20 protein-coding genes and 1 riboswitch are annotated in these 16440 nt (G+C 39.5%); of the genes, 4 read left to right on the top strand and 16 right to left on the bottom strand.

What is annotated here, in order from left to right:
- Positions 1–427: 427 nt before the first annotated feature.
- From DET59_RS00530 to DET59_RS00510, 5 genes are all read right to left on the bottom strand, one after another.
- The gene (locus tag DET59_RS00530; RefSeq protein WP_181778008.1) at positions 428–1012 is read right to left on the bottom strand and encodes an adaptor protein MecA; all 585 of its coding nucleotides are present in this window, start codon (positions 1010–1012) and stop codon (positions 428–430) included.
- Positions 1013–1083: 71 nt separating this feature from the next.
- Positions 1084–1995 (bottom strand): MerR family transcriptional regulator, encoded by a 912-nt coding sequence (locus tag DET59_RS00525; protein WP_113967651.1) that lies wholly within the window; start codon positions 1993–1995, stop codon positions 1084–1086.
- A 97-nt stretch (positions 1996–2092) separates the two neighbouring features.
- Positions 2093–2857, bottom strand: coding sequence for a metallophosphoesterase (locus tag DET59_RS00520; RefSeq protein ID WP_113967650.1), 765 nt, complete (start codon positions 2855–2857; stop codon positions 2093–2095).
- Positions 2850–3233, bottom strand: a complete 384-nt coding sequence (locus tag DET59_RS00515; RefSeq protein ID WP_113967649.1) for a hypothetical protein — start codon at positions 3231–3233, stop codon at positions 2850–2852. Before DET59_RS00515 ends, DET59_RS00520 begins: the two co-directional genes overlap by 8 nt.
- Before the next feature lie 59 nt (positions 3234–3292).
- Entirely contained in the window at positions 3293–3928 is a 636-nt protein-coding gene (locus DET59_RS00510; RefSeq protein ID WP_113967648.1) for a CBS domain-containing protein, read from the bottom strand.
- A 151-nt stretch (positions 3929–4079) separates the two neighbouring features.
- On the opposite strand from DET59_RS00510, the gene DET59_RS00505 reads away from it, so the two are divergent.
- Genes DET59_RS00505 through DET59_RS00495 form a run of 3 tightly spaced genes read left to right on the top strand, consistent with a single transcriptional unit; the run spans position 4080 to position 5159 of the window.
- Positions 4080–4301, top strand: a complete 222-nt coding sequence (locus DET59_RS00505; protein WP_113967647.1) for a spore coat associated protein CotJA — start codon at positions 4080–4082, stop codon at positions 4299–4301.
- A 6-nt stretch (positions 4302–4307) separates the two neighbouring features.
- Positions 4308–4568, top strand: coding sequence for a spore coat protein CotJB (locus tag DET59_RS00500; RefSeq protein ID WP_113967646.1), 261 nt, complete (start codon positions 4308–4310; stop codon positions 4566–4568).
- Positions 4569–4589: 21 nt separating this feature from the next.
- Entirely contained in the window at positions 4590–5159 is a 570-nt protein-coding gene (locus DET59_RS00495; RefSeq protein WP_113967645.1) for a manganese catalase family protein, read from the top strand.
- A gap of 101 nt (positions 5160–5260) precedes the next feature.
- Here DET59_RS00495 and DET59_RS00490 read toward each other — a convergent pair whose 3' ends face one another.
- From DET59_RS00490 to DET59_RS00460, 7 genes are all read right to left on the bottom strand, one after another.
- Positions 5261–5701, bottom strand: coding sequence for a DUF2663 family protein (locus DET59_RS00490; protein WP_113967644.1), 441 nt, complete (start codon positions 5699–5701; stop codon positions 5261–5263).
- A 124-nt stretch (positions 5702–5825) separates the two neighbouring features.
- Positions 5826–6971 (bottom strand): glycosyltransferase family 4 protein, encoded by a 1146-nt coding sequence (locus DET59_RS00485; protein ID WP_113967643.1) that lies wholly within the window; start codon positions 6969–6971, stop codon positions 5826–5828.
- A 49-nt stretch (positions 6972–7020) separates the two neighbouring features.
- Positions 7021–7548, bottom strand: coding sequence for a phosphatase PAP2 family protein (locus tag DET59_RS00480; protein ID WP_113967642.1), 528 nt, complete (start codon positions 7546–7548; stop codon positions 7021–7023).
- A 153-nt stretch (positions 7549–7701) separates the two neighbouring features.
- Positions 7702–8391 carry a LysM peptidoglycan-binding domain-containing protein gene (locus DET59_RS00475; protein WP_113967641.1) on the bottom strand — a complete coding sequence of 230 codons (690 nt, stop codon included), beginning with the start codon at positions 8389–8391 and terminating at the stop codon, positions 7702–7704.
- Entirely contained in the window at positions 8384–8983 is a 600-nt protein-coding gene (locus DET59_RS00470; protein ID WP_113967640.1) for a CPBP family intramembrane glutamic endopeptidase, read from the bottom strand. Before DET59_RS00470 ends, DET59_RS00475 begins: the two co-directional genes overlap by 8 nt.
- A 9-nt stretch (positions 8984–8992) precedes the next feature.
- Complete coding sequence (locus DET59_RS00465) at positions 8993–10459, bottom strand: RecQ family ATP-dependent DNA helicase (RefSeq protein WP_113967639.1); 1467 nt, start codon at positions 10457–10459, stop codon at positions 8993–8995.
- Positions 10437–11507, bottom strand: a complete 1071-nt coding sequence (locus tag DET59_RS00460; RefSeq protein ID WP_181778007.1) for a YpbB family protein — start codon at positions 11505–11507, stop codon at positions 10437–10439. The genes DET59_RS00465 and DET59_RS00460 overlap by 23 nt, the downstream gene beginning before the upstream one ends.
- Positions 11508–11730: 223 nt before the next feature.
- Here DET59_RS00460 and DET59_RS00455 point away from each other — a divergent pair, with 223 nt between their 5' ends.
- Positions 11731–11979: a ferredoxin gene (locus DET59_RS00455; protein ID WP_113967637.1), complete on the top strand. Its 249-nt coding sequence runs from the start codon at positions 11731–11733 to the stop codon at positions 11977–11979.
- Between the two features lie 103 nt (positions 11980–12082).
- Here the strand turns inward: DET59_RS00455 and DET59_RS00450 are convergent, their stop codons facing one another.
- The 4 genes from DET59_RS00450 to sigX all read right to left on the bottom strand — a co-directional run bounded on the left by DET59_RS00450 (position 12083) and on the right by sigX (position 16440).
- Positions 12083–12652 carry an ECF transporter S component gene (locus DET59_RS00450; protein ID WP_113967636.1) on the bottom strand — a complete coding sequence of 190 codons (570 nt, stop codon included), beginning with the start codon at positions 12650–12652 and terminating at the stop codon, positions 12083–12085.
- 154 nt (positions 12653–12806) lie between these two features.
- Positions 12807–12940, bottom strand: a riboswitch (FMN riboswitch).
- A gap of 116 nt (positions 12941–13056) precedes the next feature.
- Positions 13057–13968 carry a M23 family metallopeptidase gene (locus DET59_RS00445; RefSeq protein ID WP_113967635.1) on the bottom strand — a complete coding sequence of 304 codons (912 nt, stop codon included), beginning with the start codon at positions 13966–13968 and terminating at the stop codon, positions 13057–13059.
- Positions 13969–14681: 713 nt separating this feature from the next.
- The gene (locus DET59_RS00440; RefSeq protein WP_113967634.1) at positions 14682–15914 is read right to left on the bottom strand and encodes a hypothetical protein; all 1233 of its coding nucleotides are present in this window, start codon (positions 15912–15914) and stop codon (positions 14682–14684) included.
- Complete coding sequence (gene sigX, locus DET59_RS00435) at positions 15886–16440, bottom strand: RNA polymerase sigma factor SigX (RefSeq protein WP_113967633.1); 555 nt, start codon at positions 16438–16440, stop codon at positions 15886–15888. The genes DET59_RS00440 and sigX overlap by 29 nt, the downstream gene beginning before the upstream one ends.

Raw genomic sequence — 16440 nt, 5'->3', positions numbered from 1 at the left:
CCGAAAAGCGGAAGGGCTTTGCCCAGAGGCGACAAGCATAAGGCGAACCTGCCGGAAAGGCGCTTTTTGCCTTTTTGGCAGGTTTGCCTTATGACCTCGAGCCTCTAAGCCCTGGAGCTGGACATCACGAAAAGCGGAAGGGCTTTGCCCAGAGGCGACAAGCATAAGGCGAACCTGCCGGAAAGGCGCTTTTTGCCTTTTTGGCAGGTTTGCCTTATGACCTCGAGCCTCTAAGCCCTGGAGCTGGACATCACGAAAAGCGGAAGGGCTTTGCCCAGAGGCGACAAGCATCTACAGCTACCATCACCAAAACAAAAAACACTCCCAGGAATCACCCTAAAAGTGCTAAAAAAATGTCTATATTTCTTATAAATCATAGTAAAGCATATATCTAAAGGGGGGTGAAGATTGCTGCCACTTAACACGATCAAAAATAAAACAGAATTTTATCAATGGAATCCTTTATTAACACAGCACGGCCATACTCCATCAGGATATGTTTCGTAATCTTTGAGTGCTGACCGTATTCAGCACAAATAGCCTCCATGACTAAGCTATCGAATTCCAATAAATCTTCAATAAGTAAGTAATAGTTTTTTTCATAATAAAAAATGCTTAAATGTATGAGGCGATTGTTCACTTTGTTCAATTGGTTGATGCGTTTAAGGAGGTCCAGTACATCCTCGAAATCATCAAAGTAAACGAGCACATCATAATCATTCATAGACTTCATGATTCCATTTTCGTCTTCCCAATCAGAAAAGTCATCTTCTGACTCTAATGTGAGGATCATGCAGATTTCCTGATCATCAAATGACTCAATCTCCACGGTGATTTCCATTTGTGTTTCAATGCCGAACTTCCCCTGAACTTCATCTAACATGTCTTCAAAAAGATCATGCCACATATAGGAATCTTTCCATTGGTCTTGTTCAAATAAGCCTTTTTGCTCCAATTCTTCTACACTAATGGAAAATTTTATTTTGTTGTCAGAAATTCTTTCAAGCTTCATCTTCGTACCCCCTAGAGTGTGACGATTTATCACCATACTATGTAAGGGGCAGAAAACAGTGCATAATCCAATTATAATTTACTTTTCAGCCATAGCTCCCAATCAGATTTGGATTGTCCGACAATGTGTTCCTGAAATTCCTCTTTCTTTTCTTTTGGTAGATGGTCTACAGCAAAACCGCCAATTCCAATTTCCAGGCTTTCCCGCTCACTCTTTAATGAAGTAACGAGTGACAGCAGGTTGTCTACATTTTCCAATAAGGTACAAGAGAAGAATAGAAACTTAGGATCGACTTCGTCAAGAACGATGTCGATATCATTTTCTTTTATACTGGAGCCTAAATAGATTACTTCAAATCCCTTTCTTCTTACATAGAGAGTAAAGATTAACAATCCTAATTCATGCCATTCTTCCGGGCCGCAAACTGCCACTACTTTAGGTAAGATTCCGTTGTGTGGAAAAGAGTGCATGATGATACCGATACGGGATCTAAGTATCGATGTTGCAAAATGCTCGTGGGCCGTCGTGATTTTCCCGTTCTCCCACAGGTCTCCGATTTTAACCAGCAAACTGCCCAGGATATCAATCACCACTTTATCAATTGTGTAAACAGCAAACGACTGATTGATTAATTCATGAGCTTTTGTTTCATCAAAGCTTAAGAGTGCTCTTAACAAATCATCAGAGATGCTCTGAGTACGGTCCTTTCGTTCAGAGGATGCGATCTCATTTTCTTCCAGCTCTTGTTTATCAAGTAACGCAACAGCCTGACTAATGGTAAATCCCTGATTGACCTTCTCAACCAGCCATTTTAATATATTTAAATGTTGTTCTGTGTACAAACGGTGACCTGATTCATTACGCACAGGAGCAATTATCTGATATCTTCTCTCCCATGCCCTTAATGTACCTGGTTGTATTCCTAAGATTGTGGACACAGCTTTTATATTATATTTGCCTTCTAACTTCTTTTGATTACTCATAAATAGTCCCCCAAAGTAATTCTCTTCTCTCTAAAATTATAATCGAGAAACCGCATTGTGTAAAATTTGTACAGGTAATGAACAACAATTGTTCATTTCATTCCTTTTCGATTTTCAGTAAATGGGTCTCTGCCGGAGCTCCCAAGCGCAATGGGAGCGCAGTGGTCCCATAGCCGTTACTTACTAATAGGGTGGTCTGTGGGAGCTTTTCAAGTCTTCCTTTTTTATACAGTCCCCATCCAAATAATCGAATTTGTCCACCGTGTGTATGGCCACTCAACATCAAGTCAATCCCCTCTTCTTTTCGTACCTGCCTTACAAGTCTCGGGTCATGACTGATTAATATATTAAATTCATACGGTGTTGTTTTTTTAAGGGAAGAAGAGTAAGAAGCTCTCTGGGTACTCGCATCGTCCACTCCGATCAGGTTAACCTTCCCGTTTTGAATAGGCACCTTAACTGAATCATTTACAATTTCAATGATTCCCTTTTGTTTAAATATATCCTTCAGCCGGTTCGTATTCACTTCATGATCATTATTGCCCCATACGAAATAAACCGTTCCCAGTGTCAATAGTTTATCTAAGTTTTGTTCAACTCTTGAAAAAGGCACTCCTTTTTCAAGAAGATCCCCGCCAATGATGACAAAATCCGCTTTCCCTTTCACTTCATCAATAATTCCGTCTGACACTTCCCGCTTATGTATATCAGATATAAAAAAGATTGAAATCGGGCCCATATTATGAGGAAGGCCAGGAAGCTTTACCTTTTCCATTTTTACAACATTTCTTCGTGCTTCATATAACATAAAAAAGAGGAGACTGACTCCCCCTACTAATAAAATCATACTAATTTCAAGCATTGTGGCCTCCTTGTCGGTGGAAATCTATAGAAATAATACCATAAAAGATGGATAAGAAGGAAAAAATCATTGTTTGCCACATCCCAAAACAGCTCAACAAATAGATGATGCCTATATGAAATGGGATGAAGACTAACTCTTTATGTAGTTTACCATTCATTAATCGTAGAATAGAATATAATTCAAATTTCAATAAATTCCCTTGAACCATTAACCCCACCATAAAGGCCATCATTGCCGCAAAGAATGGCACGGGATTTAAGACTAACTCAACAATGAATTCAGAGCTGTTCAGCAATTCTACAGCCGGAAACCATTTAATGAATAGATACCCTAATAGAAACGTGATAAGCAGTTTAACAGTATGATTGATCAAAAAAATCCCTCCCATAAATCTTATGAGAGGGATTTCTTTTCATACAGGGTTTCCGTCAATTATTCATCTTCTTGAATGTCCAGGATACGGAATCCTGATTTCTCTAACTTATGAAGGAATTTTTCCATATTGTCCTTTTTTTCGACCTTTAGAACGATACGACGTAATAATTTATCGGTTTCATCAAAGGTAACCAGGGAAATGACCGATTCCGAGTGCTGCTGGATGATATCTCCAAGACGGGCAATCCGTCCTTCTGTTTCCACAGAGGAAAAGGCGATTCGCACTCCCTTTTGATCCATCCCAAATGCACTTCTGAATTGATCAAGCACATCAAATCTTGTAATCAATCCAAGGAAATTTTTATCTGGTCCTACGACCGGAAGAATCGGAGAATCCTTCAATTCGACCAATGCATTTTCGAATACATCTTTGTCGGTTATATATTTGTCGGTATCGGCAATAATATCACGAACCTTTTTCTCCTTGAGAAAGGCTTCTTTATCCATTCCTGAAAGGAAGAAGCTCTGATAAATATTGTAGCGTGTTGCCACCCCTTTGTATTCTTCATTCGAGAGTACCGGCACTCCATCAATTTTATGGTGCTCCAGAACTGTAAGGGTCTTTTCAATCGAGTCATTTTCATCCACCACATAGCATTTGTGCTTCGGTATCATGGCACTTTTTACAAACATTTGACCACCTCATCATTAATATCCTACATCTTTAGTATTCAACATTTTCACAAAGTTTCCCTTCATATTTATGAATTTAAATTAATTAACATGTTCCATTTATCTATTTCATATGTTGTTACGAAGGATTTTCTTTAAAGGAGGGATTATCGTGCACGAATTTTACAAAGCTTATCACCCATATGTAAGCCCATTCGATCCGTGTAAGCCTATTACCCGGAAAGTCTATTCAACTCCCCCTAATCTTTACTTAGGGTTCCAACCTCCCAACCTTGAGCAATATTCACCAAAAGAAGCGTTACAAAAAGGTACTCTATGGAAAGTGTTTTATGATCCCTACTATAGCCCCTATGAAAAGATGAAGGGAGAATAGACTGACATGAAACAGCTTCCCCCCCATTATTATGAAGTGCTGGAAGAATTACAAGCCGTAGATTTCGTGATCCTTGACCTTACCCTTTACCTGGATACACACCCTGAAGATTATGATGCAATCTCTCAATATAATATGTATATTAAAACGCGAAAACAGATTAAGAAGAAATTCGAAAAGGAATTTGGTCCTTTGACAAACTTTGGATATAGCTACTCCAATTACCCATGGGATTGGAAGGATGCTCCATGGCCATGGCAAGTTTAATATTTTAGGAGGTGCATGACAATGTGGGTGTACGAGAAAAAACTTCAATATCCGGTCCGAGTAAGTACATGCAATCCTAAACTGGCAAAATTTCTGATTGAACAATACGGCGGAGCTGACGGAGAACTTGCCGCTGCCCTAAGGTATCTCAATCAACGCTATACCATCCCTGACAAAGTCATCGGATTGTTAACGGATATTGGCACGGAGGAGTTTGCTCACTTGGAAATGATCGCGACAATGGTTTATAAATTAATTAAAGATGCAACACCCCAGCAGATGAAGGACGCTGGACTTGACCCTCATTATGTTAATCATGATGGAGCGATCTTCTATCACAATGCTGCGGGTGTGCCGTTTACTACAGCGTATATAGCGGCTAAAGGTGATCCGATTGCTGATTTATATGAGGATATAGCGGCTGAAGAGAAAGCAAGGGCTACCTATCAGTGGATCATCAATATGAGTGACGATCCTGATCTGAATGATGGTTTGCGGTTTTTAAGGGAGCGTGAAATCGTCCACTCCCAACGTTTTCGTGAAGCAGTCGAAATACTTAAGGATGAAAGAGATAAAAAGGTATTCTTTTAATGCATGGAAGCTTGGCTCATTTCTTCAAAAAAAAAGGAATGGGCCTATTCTTTTTACTATTTTATAAATACGGGCTCGTTTTATAGTGCTTACGTTCACTCTCATTTACTTCCATGAAATAAATTAATATCCCATTCTTTTTTCATTTTTTCATACACATGATGCCTTTTTTTCCACGCTTCTTCTTTCCATAAATCCTTACTTCGATCGATGACCTCACACCTTAATGCATGATATTCTTTTTCCTTTTTCTCTTTTTTCTCATATAAGATTCTTGTAGCACCGAAAAGCCCGACAAGAAGCATTGTGATAAATAGATGAAAAGAGCTGGATACAAATACAGAAAACACCGCTGCAAACGAATAAGAATATGGTCCAAGCACAAATTTCGTCACATAATAGAGAAAAAAGAAGGAAGCAAACATGGTTGCCCATAAGGTATATAGGTGTAACGCTTTGGCTCTATCAAATTTTTGTTTTTTGTCTATTAAATTATATAGCATCTGTCCCGTGGCTTGATCTGTCCATTCTCCAAAATTCATTCCCACCCTCTCCTTTCCTTCCCTTATAGTTTATGAACTTGTCCATAAAGTTAGAATAGTAGTATAAAAAAAAGGACCTTTTTCAGATCCTTTCCATACAACAGGAAGGCAGGTTAAGGTTTCTTCACCCTGACATCTGATTCCGATTGCGAAAAAAGCTAACTTCATGAAATTCCGTTATGAGTTGATCAAAGATGCAATCCCAGGATTGTTTTTCAGCCATTTGAAGAGCATTTCTTTTCATTTCATTTAGTAGATTTTCATTCAATATCTCTTCAATATGATGAATAAACGAAGGATATTGATGAGCTTTCGCCATCCTTCCGGTTTGGTTATGCTCTACGATGTTCGTCACACCGCCTCTATCAGCCACTACCGCTGGCAAACCGGAGGCAAATGCTTCTAACACTACATTTCCAAACGTTTCTGAAGCAGATGGGAAAACGAATAGATCAGAGGATGCATACACTTCCGCTAATTCGTTTCCTGTTACATAACCCGTAAAGAGTACGTCTTCTTGTTGGGTTTTTTCCATAAACTCATTCCTCATCGGTCCATCGCCCACAATAACCCATTGAACTTGATCTTTTAATGTTTGGGGAAGGTGTTTAATCGTCTTTTCGAGTGTGTCCAAGTCCTTTTCAGGAGCTAAACGCCCCACATAAAGAAGAGTGTATTTCTTGTTTTTATTAAATTTCCCCCTTAGTTCAGGACTGCGCTTTTCCGGAGAATAGGTTTGACAATCAACTCCCCTGCTCCATATGGATAAGCCGGTAAAACCCTGGTTTTCTAAGTGAAGTTTCGTTTCCATTGAGGGGACAAAAATCCGATCTGCCTGTGAATAAAACCATTTCATGTACTTCCATAATAATGGTGCCACCCACATCATTTTGTAATAGTTCAAATACAGGTCGAAATGGGTGTGGTAAGAAGCAACCAAGGGTATATTCATTTTCTTAGCACCGCGGACCCCATAAAGTCCCATTGTAAGAGGTGTGGTTACATGAATCAGTGTAGGTGAAAAATCTTTCAACTGCTTTTCAATCGTTTTCGGGTTGGCAATAGCTGTTCTGCATTCAGGATAAAAGAAAAAAGGAAAACTTGCGAAGGAATGGACATTTGGATAAAATTCTTTTTTCTCTTGAATATCAGGAATAAAGACCTTATACTCAATTCCCCGTTTCTCATAGTGATCCGTCAATCTTTTTAACGTTCTTGCGACCCCGTTCACTTGAGGATGATAAGTATCCGAAAACAATGCCACTCGCATGTACTCTTCCCCCTTAATGATTAACTTACAATTCGTAAAATCTATACGATTATCCTAAAAACAAAAGGACCATTAAAGTCGTAGCAAATGCAAGAAATGCCCCGGCCAATACATCTGAAGGATAATGGACTCCGAGAATCACTCTGGAATACCCCACTAACCAACTTATAGGAAATAGTATAAGCATCGTGGGTGGATACTGTATCATAAATGGAATCGATATGGAAAAAATAGCGGTGGAATGACCAGATGGAAATGAATGATCTTTAAATTCATAACCGTGTATCCTTGCATCGGGTAAAGTTAGATAAGGTCGGATTCGTTTAACCAACCTCTTGGTGATCGACATAATAACATGACTGATACATAACGTTATCATGGCGGCCATTACGGTTCGTAGCATCTGTGGATAATATTGACTCAAGAAGAACAGAATCAGGACGGAGGCTACAGTAAACCTCGCTCCACCCAAATGAGTAACATAGCCGAAGAATGAACGATACAGCTGTTTGCTTCCGTTGATTCTGTAAAATAAAAAGTCATCTACTTTTTGAAAGCGCGTAAGCATTCTGTCCATGAAACCAACTCCTTCTCTTTTAGTACTGTCACCTCCATTATATTTACAGTTTGTAATGCTTCTTATAAATGAATGTAAATTTCATCGCGAATTTTTGTAAAAAAAAAAAAAAAAAAATAGCACCCGCCCCAAATCGCCTTGGGGGAGTGCCTTTTATTGATCTAATGGGATTTCCAGTACTTGCCCTGTCTGAATTTCATTATTTTGAATATGATTCCATTCCTTAATTCGTTCAACCCCTGATTGGGAATTGTAGTATTTCATAGCAATCCTGAATAGGGTTTCCTCGGGTTCGACCGTATGATACACGATCTTGTATGTTGGCTGTTCTTCCTCAGGTTCATCTTTTACCTCTTCTTTCGGGCTTTCATTTGTTGATTCTTGTTCAGCAGGTGGAGAAGCCGGTTCAGTCGATGCTGGTTGTTCCTTTCCAGTCATTGAGGGAGCATCTTGATTCAAGGTTTCTTCTTTTTTGTCATTCGCAGCTGACTCTTCTTCTTTTGAATCAGACTCTACAAAGCTCTCCTCATCCTCATTATCGGATTGGTCGTAGCGAACTTCTTCCACATCGTCCACATCTTCTGACATGACCACCAGGGGACCATCCCTGCTATCGAAATACGAATAAATGCTAAAAACCGTCAAGGGCAAAAGAATAAAAAATAAGAGCAACATACTAATCAATGGATATTTCATTTTCCATTTGTTTTTCTTCTTTTTCTCTCTATGTACTTCACTTCTGGCTGGAAGAGGCTCTCTTTTTTTGACTGGTGCTTCCTCTGGGACTCGTTCAATCTTTTGCTTTAATTTCGCTGCTTGATCTCGATATGGGTCTTTACTCATGAGACATCCCTTCTTTACTTCTTTGTCTTCCTTTCTTACGCATATGCATACCCAGTAAGAAATCGATGACAAAGTGCATGATGATTGTTACCAATAAATTCTCTGTTTGTTCATAAATGAAACCGATCCAAAAGCTAAGCAGTACAATATTGACAATTAAAAACCAGTGAGCCCAGTATCTGAAATGTATCAGAGCAAATATAATACTTGATAGGATTAAGCCAAAGTGAAATTGCAACACGCCTCTAAATAATATTTCTTCACTAATGCTAATGAAAAATGCTAGCAGTGCAATTTCACCCATGCTTCTATCCGTAAATATCCGTGCATTCACCCCACCATCGTCATAGTATTTACTGGGTAAATACTTCATCAATACGATATCGATGATTACAATCATCACACCGCTTGTTAATCCAATGGTCAAAATAGTCGGTGAAAAGTAAAACTGTTTCCAAAAACCGGACCATGTGTCAAATAAAAATATACCTAATCCCAAGGCAATCGTTAATAGTAAAAATTGAGTGAAATATAAATGAAAAGTTAACTGTTTCTTAGAAAGTTGTTGTATGACTTCCCCTTGTTTCTGCATGAATACCACTTATCCTAATAATAATTTTTCCAACCTTTTTTCCCATCTTGTTTCAATCGGGTCTTGAATGTCAGTTGGCCGATACTTGAAATCCTTAAGGGAATAACCGCATTGATCACAACAGAAGCTATTCTCCTTTTGAAGCACTTCATCAAAATAATGAAGGAGTTTCTCTCTTCTACAGGAATCAACCTGTAACCACTCGATCATGGAGAGCAGTTTGTCCTTCTTGTATTGTAAACGATTGTTTCGAATTTGTTTCATTTTTTCTATTAATCTATCATGACTGAGTGTCTGCCCTTGAGTAAGCTCATCTGAATAATACGTAAGAAACCGATATTGAATCTCCGACAGTTGCAACAAATCGATTATCTCCTTCACCTGGCCCTGTCTGCTTTCCATTACATATCTTTGTATTTGTACATCCTCAGGTAATTCACTTTGAATAAGCTGCAGTGGGATCGAAAGGTCTTGTTCAGAGTATAGCACGACAGAAAGACTGCTTTCTCCATCTCGCCCCGCTCTTCCGATTTCTTGTGAAAATGCTTCTATATTTGAAGGGAAATGAAAATGAATGACAAATCGAATATTTTCTTTGTTTACACCCATACCAAATGCAGAAGTGGCACATATGATCCTTAGCTTGTTGGATAGAAATTGTTGTTGAATCAATATCCGATCCTCTTGTTCCATTCCCCCATGATAGTAAGCAACTTCTGATACACCATTTTCCCCAAGCCACAAAGAAACGTCTTCTGCCATTCGTTTACTTGAGAAATAGATAATGCCCGGCCCACCCCATGTTGTCAGATACTTTAAAAGCTTATCCAGTTTCTCACTATGATTCGTGACTTTCTCAACGAACAGACCGATATTTTCCCGGTCAATTGAATAGACTTTTTCCACAGCATCTTCCATTTGGAGCACTCGTTTAATGTCTTTCCTCACTTCATCAGTGGCAGTCGCCGTTAATGCCAAGGTTGTCGGATTGCCAATCGACTCTTTAAGCTCCCCCAGTTTTAAGTAATCAGGTCTGAAGTCAGGACCCCACTGAGATATACAATGTGCTTCATCAATGACGAATAAAGAAATGTTTAAAGATTGTAGTAAGGGAATGATGGTCTGACTCATTAACATTTCCGGTGATATGAATATAAATTTATAAACGTTTAATTGCTCAAGTGCTGCTCTTCTCTCCATATAAGGTAAAAACGAATTCAGTGCGATCACCCTTTTTTCACCCATTACTTTCATCTGCTCCACTTGATCCTGCATTAAAGAGAGAAGTGGAGAAACGATTAACACCTGTCCTTTCTTTAGATACCCGGGTAATTGATAGCACAGCGACTTACCAGTTCCTGTCGGGAGCATCGCCACCGTATCCCGTTGATTTAGAACGGATTGAATGATTTCCTCCTGGCCTTCTCTGAAGGAGGAATAGCCAAATCTCTCTTTAAGCTCTTGTTGCAAATTCACGGTTCTCACCTGCCTTCGCAATCGCTACTCTGATTTGAAAATAAGATAAATGAGGAAGCTTTTCTTTTATCGGCTTTAGCCTTTTAGTTTGAGCGTCTTTCATAACTGAAAGCACATTCTCATATTCCACCCGAGAAATGAACGGATCTATTGCAAATTCTTTCTGAGTTAAGATTAGTTCAATCACATGGTCTTCAATGGTATTTATCTTTAAATCACGTATACGCGCAATTTCTTCGATTGAATGCCCCCTTTGATAAAACTCATATGTTTTGCTTGTTGAAATGGTCAGATTTTGCAGCTGATCACTTTTTAAGCAAATTGAATATAATAAGGGATAAGTTGAAGGCTCCCTTTCTAATTCAGATAATATACCGTGAATTACATTAAGAAACTGAAAGCGGAATTCTTCTTCATGCATATTCAATTTTTCAGCAACCTGCAATTCTGTCCATCCATAATCCTTGTATCCCGTTAAGCGGAAAACGAGAATGTCTGGATTTAAGGTTTGAGATAGACTGGTCAACAGGCTATACATCTCCTTATATAAATCGGAAGACAATTTTTCAACATTAGGGTTTGCCCGTAAACAGCTCTTTACCCACTCTTGTATGTTTTTGTTACGTTGTACAGGAAAATAGAGCGTTTCCTGCTGTTTCCCGTTCGATAGAACCTGGACAAGGAGGCTTAATCTTTTCCAAAACAGAAACGTTTGATCACCGTAGACGAGACCATTCATATTTGATGGAAAGGAGTCACCCTGAAAATCTTTTTTTACAGAATCAGTACCACCAGTGGTCACAATCGCTTTCCCACTTTCATCGACAATGACATAGCCCAATTTCTCTAATTCCTTTACCTTCTGATTAAAGTACGCTCGCTTAAGCTTAGGTAAAGAGAGGAAAAACGGCTGCAAATAAAAGATGTGAGCATCCTGAATCGACTGGGAAGATTTTTTTCCTTTTAAGATATGAAAAACAGAGTAAATCGATCTTTCTCCATTTAATTGCATGAAGCAATATAAAATCACATAATTAAGATAGGTCAATTCTCTACTCCTTAACGTGTAGGTTATTGTCAAATATTGTACCATGAATTTGTTGTTTAACCATGTTTTGTTTTTCATATATAGGATAAAAATAAAAAGAAACAACCTAACTATTGAAAAGTTATACAATCCTCTATAAAATAAACATTAAGTGATTTTTCACAAACTTACATTGTGTATAATGATGAATTATATAGAATTATTTATCCGGGAGGTTTTTTCTTTGCCAAAATATACGATTGTCGACAAGGATACATGCATTGCATGTGGAGCGTGCGGGGCTGCTGCTCCAGATATTTACGACTATGATGATGAAGGTATTGCATTTGTAACATTAGACGATAACCAGGGGACAGTCGAAGTTCCTGACGTATTAGAAGATGATATGATTGATGCATTTGAAGGTTGTCCTACAGATTCCATTAAAGTAGCTGACGAGCCGTTCGATGGAGATTCACTTAAATTTGAATAGTAGTTCCGAAGCTAAGGGGAATTCCTCTTAGCTTTTTCTTTTTGGCTGATAACATTAGAAAACCCCTCAAATGTAATTGAGGGGTTGATCATTTATATTTGCACTATGCCGCTTTGTTCAGGGCTGTCTGTCTTGCTAACCAGCCTTGAAGACGAACGAATAGTAAGATGAAGACTGATGTTACAAGAATTCCTTTTAAAATGTTGAAAGGAACAATTCCTGTGATGATAATCTCCGCAGGAAGCTCAAAATTCATGAAGTATTTATAAGCAGGAAGGAACACAAAATAATTAAGAATTCCCATACTGATACTCATGACCACAGTTCCTGTGATAAGTCCGATCAACAACCCTTTTTTAGATTGAAGACGTGTATAAATATAATATGTCGGAAGAATCAAAAGCACTCCCGCCATAAAGTTTGCAACATGACCAATCGGAACGCCGGTATCGCTTCCTGTCATGATGTAGTCAATCACGTTCTTGAATAATTCAACTAATATTCCTGCCAAAGGACCTAATGTTACTGTCGCAATCAATGCAGGTACATCACTGAAATCTACCATTAAAAACTTTGGAAATGGTGGAATCGGGAAGTTAAAAAGCATTAACACATAGGATATGGCACTTAACATACCAACCGTTACAAACGTGCGTGTATTCATTTTTCTCATAAACCTCTCTCCTTTAGGAGATTCATCTCATATCGAAGATAGCTCTAGCCAAAGGTAGCATTAAAAAACCCCTAGATACGTGTATCTAGGAGAATGATAAGGCATACCCGAATAAACGTTTAGCTTCCCTTTTTCTAAACGTTCTGGCATAAACCTTCATCTTCTCCCATCCAGACTATACTGTCGGCTTTGGAATCGCACCAAATCCTGCCCCTAAAGGCTCGCGGGCTTAGAGACAAATGTCTCATCACCGCCGGTAGGGAATTTCACCCTGCCCCGAAGACGAATCTTTATTTTTTTATACATTTTCATTATACATAATGATGGGGATTATGTGAAGGAAAACAGTTCGAATTCGAAATATTTTTTGTTTACACATGGTACTTCTTAGGTTTACACTTCCGTTATTGGATATTTAAAACTTGTTGAGGATATATTGGTGACTTAAGATCCAGGCCATTCCAAGCCATCAAGTCATTCACATCCACTCCCTCTGCCACTGAAATGGAGTATAAAGTGTCTCCTTGTTTCACTACATACCCACTTCCGGCTGATTGAGGAATGGCTAACGATTGATTCACTACCAAATTGGTTTCAATTAACCCATTGGCACTCTTAATATCCTCTACAGATATATTGTATTGCTGAGAAATCCCCCAGAGGGTTTCTCCTTTATGTACGACATGATATACCATGTTTTCATTAATATGAACTTCTTTCGTGCTTACATCATGAGTGATTTCAGCTGTTCCAGAAACACCCACTGCCTGATAAGGATCCTTCTCCTGAGCAAACACAAGCTGGCCGACCTCCCCTTGTCCAAATACCATATAGGGATCGATTGCATTCTCCTTGTCAATCGTCCATTCACCCCTGTGCACTTCAAAATGCAGGTGAGCTCCTGTCGATCTGCCTGTATTTCCTAAATTTCCAAGCTGTTGACCTTGACCCACTTCTTGATTCTCTTCAACAAGCCGGCTTTCAAGATGAGCATATACGGTTTCATATCCATTTTCATGCCTTATGAATACCACATGTCCATAGCTTGGGGATAGATATGATCTAATCACCTTACCTTTTGCAACAGAATAAACCGGTGAGCCGATGTCTCCTCCAATGTCCATTCCTTTATGAGTACCAGACCTTGTCCCATACGAATCCGTTATCATCCCTTCAACAGGAAATGTCCAGGATACCGTTTCCTCCGTGATCTTATTCGTCTCTGCTTTCGCTATCTTTCCTGTAAAGAACATAATGCTCACACACAATGCTAACAAGAATACGATCAAAAGCCTTCTTACATAATCCAGAATCATGCTTGTCCTCCTTACCCATTTAACGCAATACCTTATTTCTTCCCTACTGAAGCTTCACGTCCGCTACCTTTTCATCTATTAACCCATTCTTACCTTCTCACCATCATTTCATGCACTCCCCACTATATGTAAACCCTCCAATCAATATTCACGAGTGAATGAGATATTTCTCATGAGATAATTTTCCTTTGAGTAGTTTGTCTAAGTATGAGATAAATATACACCCAAAAGCGGAGGCGGCTCGTTCAGAGGCGACAAGCATAAGACGAACAGGCCGGAAAGGCGTTCTTTGCCTTTTTGGCTGGTTTGACTTATGACCTCGAGCCTCTAGCCGCCGGAGCTGGATGACACCAAAAGCGGAGGCGGCTCGTTCAGCCCCGACAAGCATAAGATGAATTGGCCGGGAAGGCGCCCTTTGCCTTCTTGGCCAATTTAGCTTATGACCTCGAGGGGCTAGCCGCCGGAGCTGGACGACACCCAAAAGCGGAGGCGGCTTGATTAGAGGCGACAAGCATAAGACGGGACTACCGGAAAGGCGTTCTTTGCCTTTTTGGTAGTCCTGGCTTATGACCTCGAGCCTCTAGCCGCCGGAGCTGGACGACACCAAAAGCGGAGGCGGCTCGTTCAGCCCCGACAAGCATAAGACGAACATCCCCTTAACACAAAAAAGACCGGAAACGGATTTCTTTCCCGCTTCCAGTCTTCTGTGATAACTAATTTTCGAACGTTTTCTTATTCGGGCTGATCGGAGTCTCAATGGGTTCGTTGAACTTGAATCCATTCCAGCTTTCCTGTTTAATGTTTTCGAATTGAACTTTTTCGTACCCTGAGCTTTTGCTTGTCAATAAAATGCCTTCAATCATTTCCATGGCTGTTTCATTGCCTAATGTTTCTATGTCCAGTTCATTTAAGAAATTGATGGTTAGATATTCATCTGATTCCGTTACACTGATATTGATATTTTTCGGAATCACACTTTGGAAAAGGCCCGTTTCTGAGCTTTTCATTGCCTGGATGGACTCTTTGACATTTCCTCTATTTATATTATCCGGTACGAGAAAGCGTTCCCTTCCATTTGGAGAGTATAGGTAATAGGCCGTATGAACATCTTCATTAAGGTCGATTTTTGAGAATTCCCCGGTGGAACTGAATTCCGGAACGGATCCGTCTTGTTCTTGAAGAACCACTTCATTTAACCCCTTATGTTGAAATGAGTATAATAGAGAATGGTAAAAAGCGTATTCCACTGCACTAGCGCCACTATATGAATGCTCAGGATCCAAAGTGAAAATGACTTTGTTTTCACTCAAGGTAAATTTGCCTTTTAACGGGAGGAAGTCTTCCATCCCCCACTCGCCTTCAGGTAACTCACCTGCAATTTCTTCATGACGGGTCAACCAGTCTTCCTCCCTGTTTTCCGGGCGATCGACAATTGAAATAGGAACAGGTACCGCTTCCGGGGAAACGAGTCCATAAGAATAGTAGTCCTGCCCTTCTAAGTCTTCTTCATATAAAGATAATCTTTCTGCCGGTTGAAGATCTTTTTCAGTCTCAGCCATACTTAACTCGCTATGATCCTTGTCTGCTGTCATTTGGTCTTTATCGGTGTCATATATCATTTCTGATTTATCATCTGATTTCGCCAAGGAATCTTGTGCAGAATTCGTTGCTGAATCCCCACCGGATGATTCCGTTGATTTCATTTCTGATTTTTCCATACTATTTTCATTGAATTGATTTAATACGGTTGGAGCAAGCATGACCATGATGAAAATGGCTGCCAGCGCTGCGACTGTGGGAATAAAACGGTTAAAGGCAATGAACGTCTTTATGTTCTTACGTTCCATTTTTGCGTATATTGATTGAGGAGTTCGATCATCTTTGATTTGAGGAAGCCTTTTGACGAGGTCCTCTATATCACGATCTTTCCATTCTGACTGCTTCAATGTCCCTTTCCTCCTTTGGTAGCCGTTGATTCATTTCAATTCTTAACCACTTTATGGCTCTATGCTGGGTCGTTTTCACTTTACTTTCAGACCAGCCCAGGACTTCAGATGTTTCAACAATTGAAAGCTCTTGTAAGTAACGCATAATAATGACCATTCGATAATCCGTCGAACAGCTTTTCAAACATTCGTATAATACCTGTACTTCTTCCTTCGCAACAGTAATTTCTTCCGGGAGTGCTCTATCGTCTGTCACATCATTCCGGCTCCAATCGAATTTATCCAATATCCGATTCTTCCAGTTCTTTTGTTTTCTAAAGTGATCTATGGCTACATTTTTCGCAATCGAAAAAAGCCACGTTCTTTCAGAGCTTTTACCCTCAAAACGATCATGCGATTTAATCACCCTGATATATACTTCCTGCACCAGATCTTCAGCCTGCTGCTTATTCTGTACCATGTATATGAGGAATTGAAAGACGTCCTGATGATAATCAGTGTATAGTTTCTCAAAAACGGAGTCCAC

Source organism: Rossellomorea aquimaris (assembly GCF_003315075.1).
Lineage (GTDB): Bacteria > Bacillota > Bacilli > Bacillales > Bacillaceae_B > Rossellomorea > Rossellomorea aquimaris_C.
Note: the sequence above shows the minus strand (reverse complement) of the source record. Positions and strands in the feature narration are given on the sequence as shown.

What these genes read in the sequence shown, in the direction of transcription:
- DET59_RS00530 (WP_181778008.1), bottom strand. Translation starts at nt 1,012, where the DNA reads ATGAAGCTTGAAAGAATTTCTGACAACAAAATAAAATTTTCCATTAGT.
- DET59_RS00525 (WP_113967651.1), bottom strand. Translation starts at nt 1,995, where the DNA reads ATGAGTAATCAAAAGAAGTTAGAAGGCAAATATAATATAAAAGCTGTG.
- DET59_RS00520 (WP_113967650.1), bottom strand. Translation starts at nt 2,857, where the DNA reads ATGCTTGAAATTAGTATGATTTTATTAGTAGGGGGAGTCAGTCTCCTC.
- DET59_RS00510 (WP_113967648.1), bottom strand. Translation starts at nt 3,928, where the DNA reads ATGTTTGTAAAAAGTGCCATGATACCGAAGCACAAATGCTATGTGGTG.
- DET59_RS00500 (WP_113967646.1), top strand. Translation starts at nt 4,308, where the DNA reads ATGAAACAGCTTCCCCCCCATTATTATGAAGTGCTGGAAGAATTACAA.
- DET59_RS00495 (WP_113967645.1), top strand. Translation starts at nt 4,590, where the DNA reads ATGTGGGTGTACGAGAAAAAACTTCAATATCCGGTCCGAGTAAGTACA.
- DET59_RS00490 (WP_113967644.1), bottom strand. Translation starts at nt 5,701, where the DNA reads ATGAATTTTGGAGAATGGACAGATCAAGCCACGGGACAGATGCTATAT.
- DET59_RS00485 (WP_113967643.1), bottom strand. Translation starts at nt 6,971, where the DNA reads ATGCGAGTGGCATTGTTTTCGGATACTTATCATCCTCAAGTGAACGGG.
- DET59_RS00480 (WP_113967642.1), bottom strand. Translation starts at nt 7,548, where the DNA reads ATGGACAGAATGCTTACGCGCTTTCAAAAAGTAGATGACTTTTTATTT.
- DET59_RS00475 (WP_113967641.1), bottom strand. Translation starts at nt 8,391, where the DNA reads ATGAGTAAAGACCCATATCGAGATCAAGCAGCGAAATTAAAGCAAAAG.
- DET59_RS00470 (WP_113967640.1), bottom strand. Translation starts at nt 8,983, where the DNA reads ATGCAGAAACAAGGGGAAGTCATACAACAACTTTCTAAGAAACAGTTA.
- DET59_RS00450 (WP_113967636.1), bottom strand. Translation starts at nt 12,652, where the DNA reads ATGAGAAAAATGAATACACGCACGTTTGTAACGGTTGGTATGTTAAGT.
- DET59_RS00445 (WP_113967635.1), bottom strand. Translation starts at nt 13,968, where the DNA reads ATGATTCTGGATTATGTAAGAAGGCTTTTGATCGTATTCTTGTTAGCA.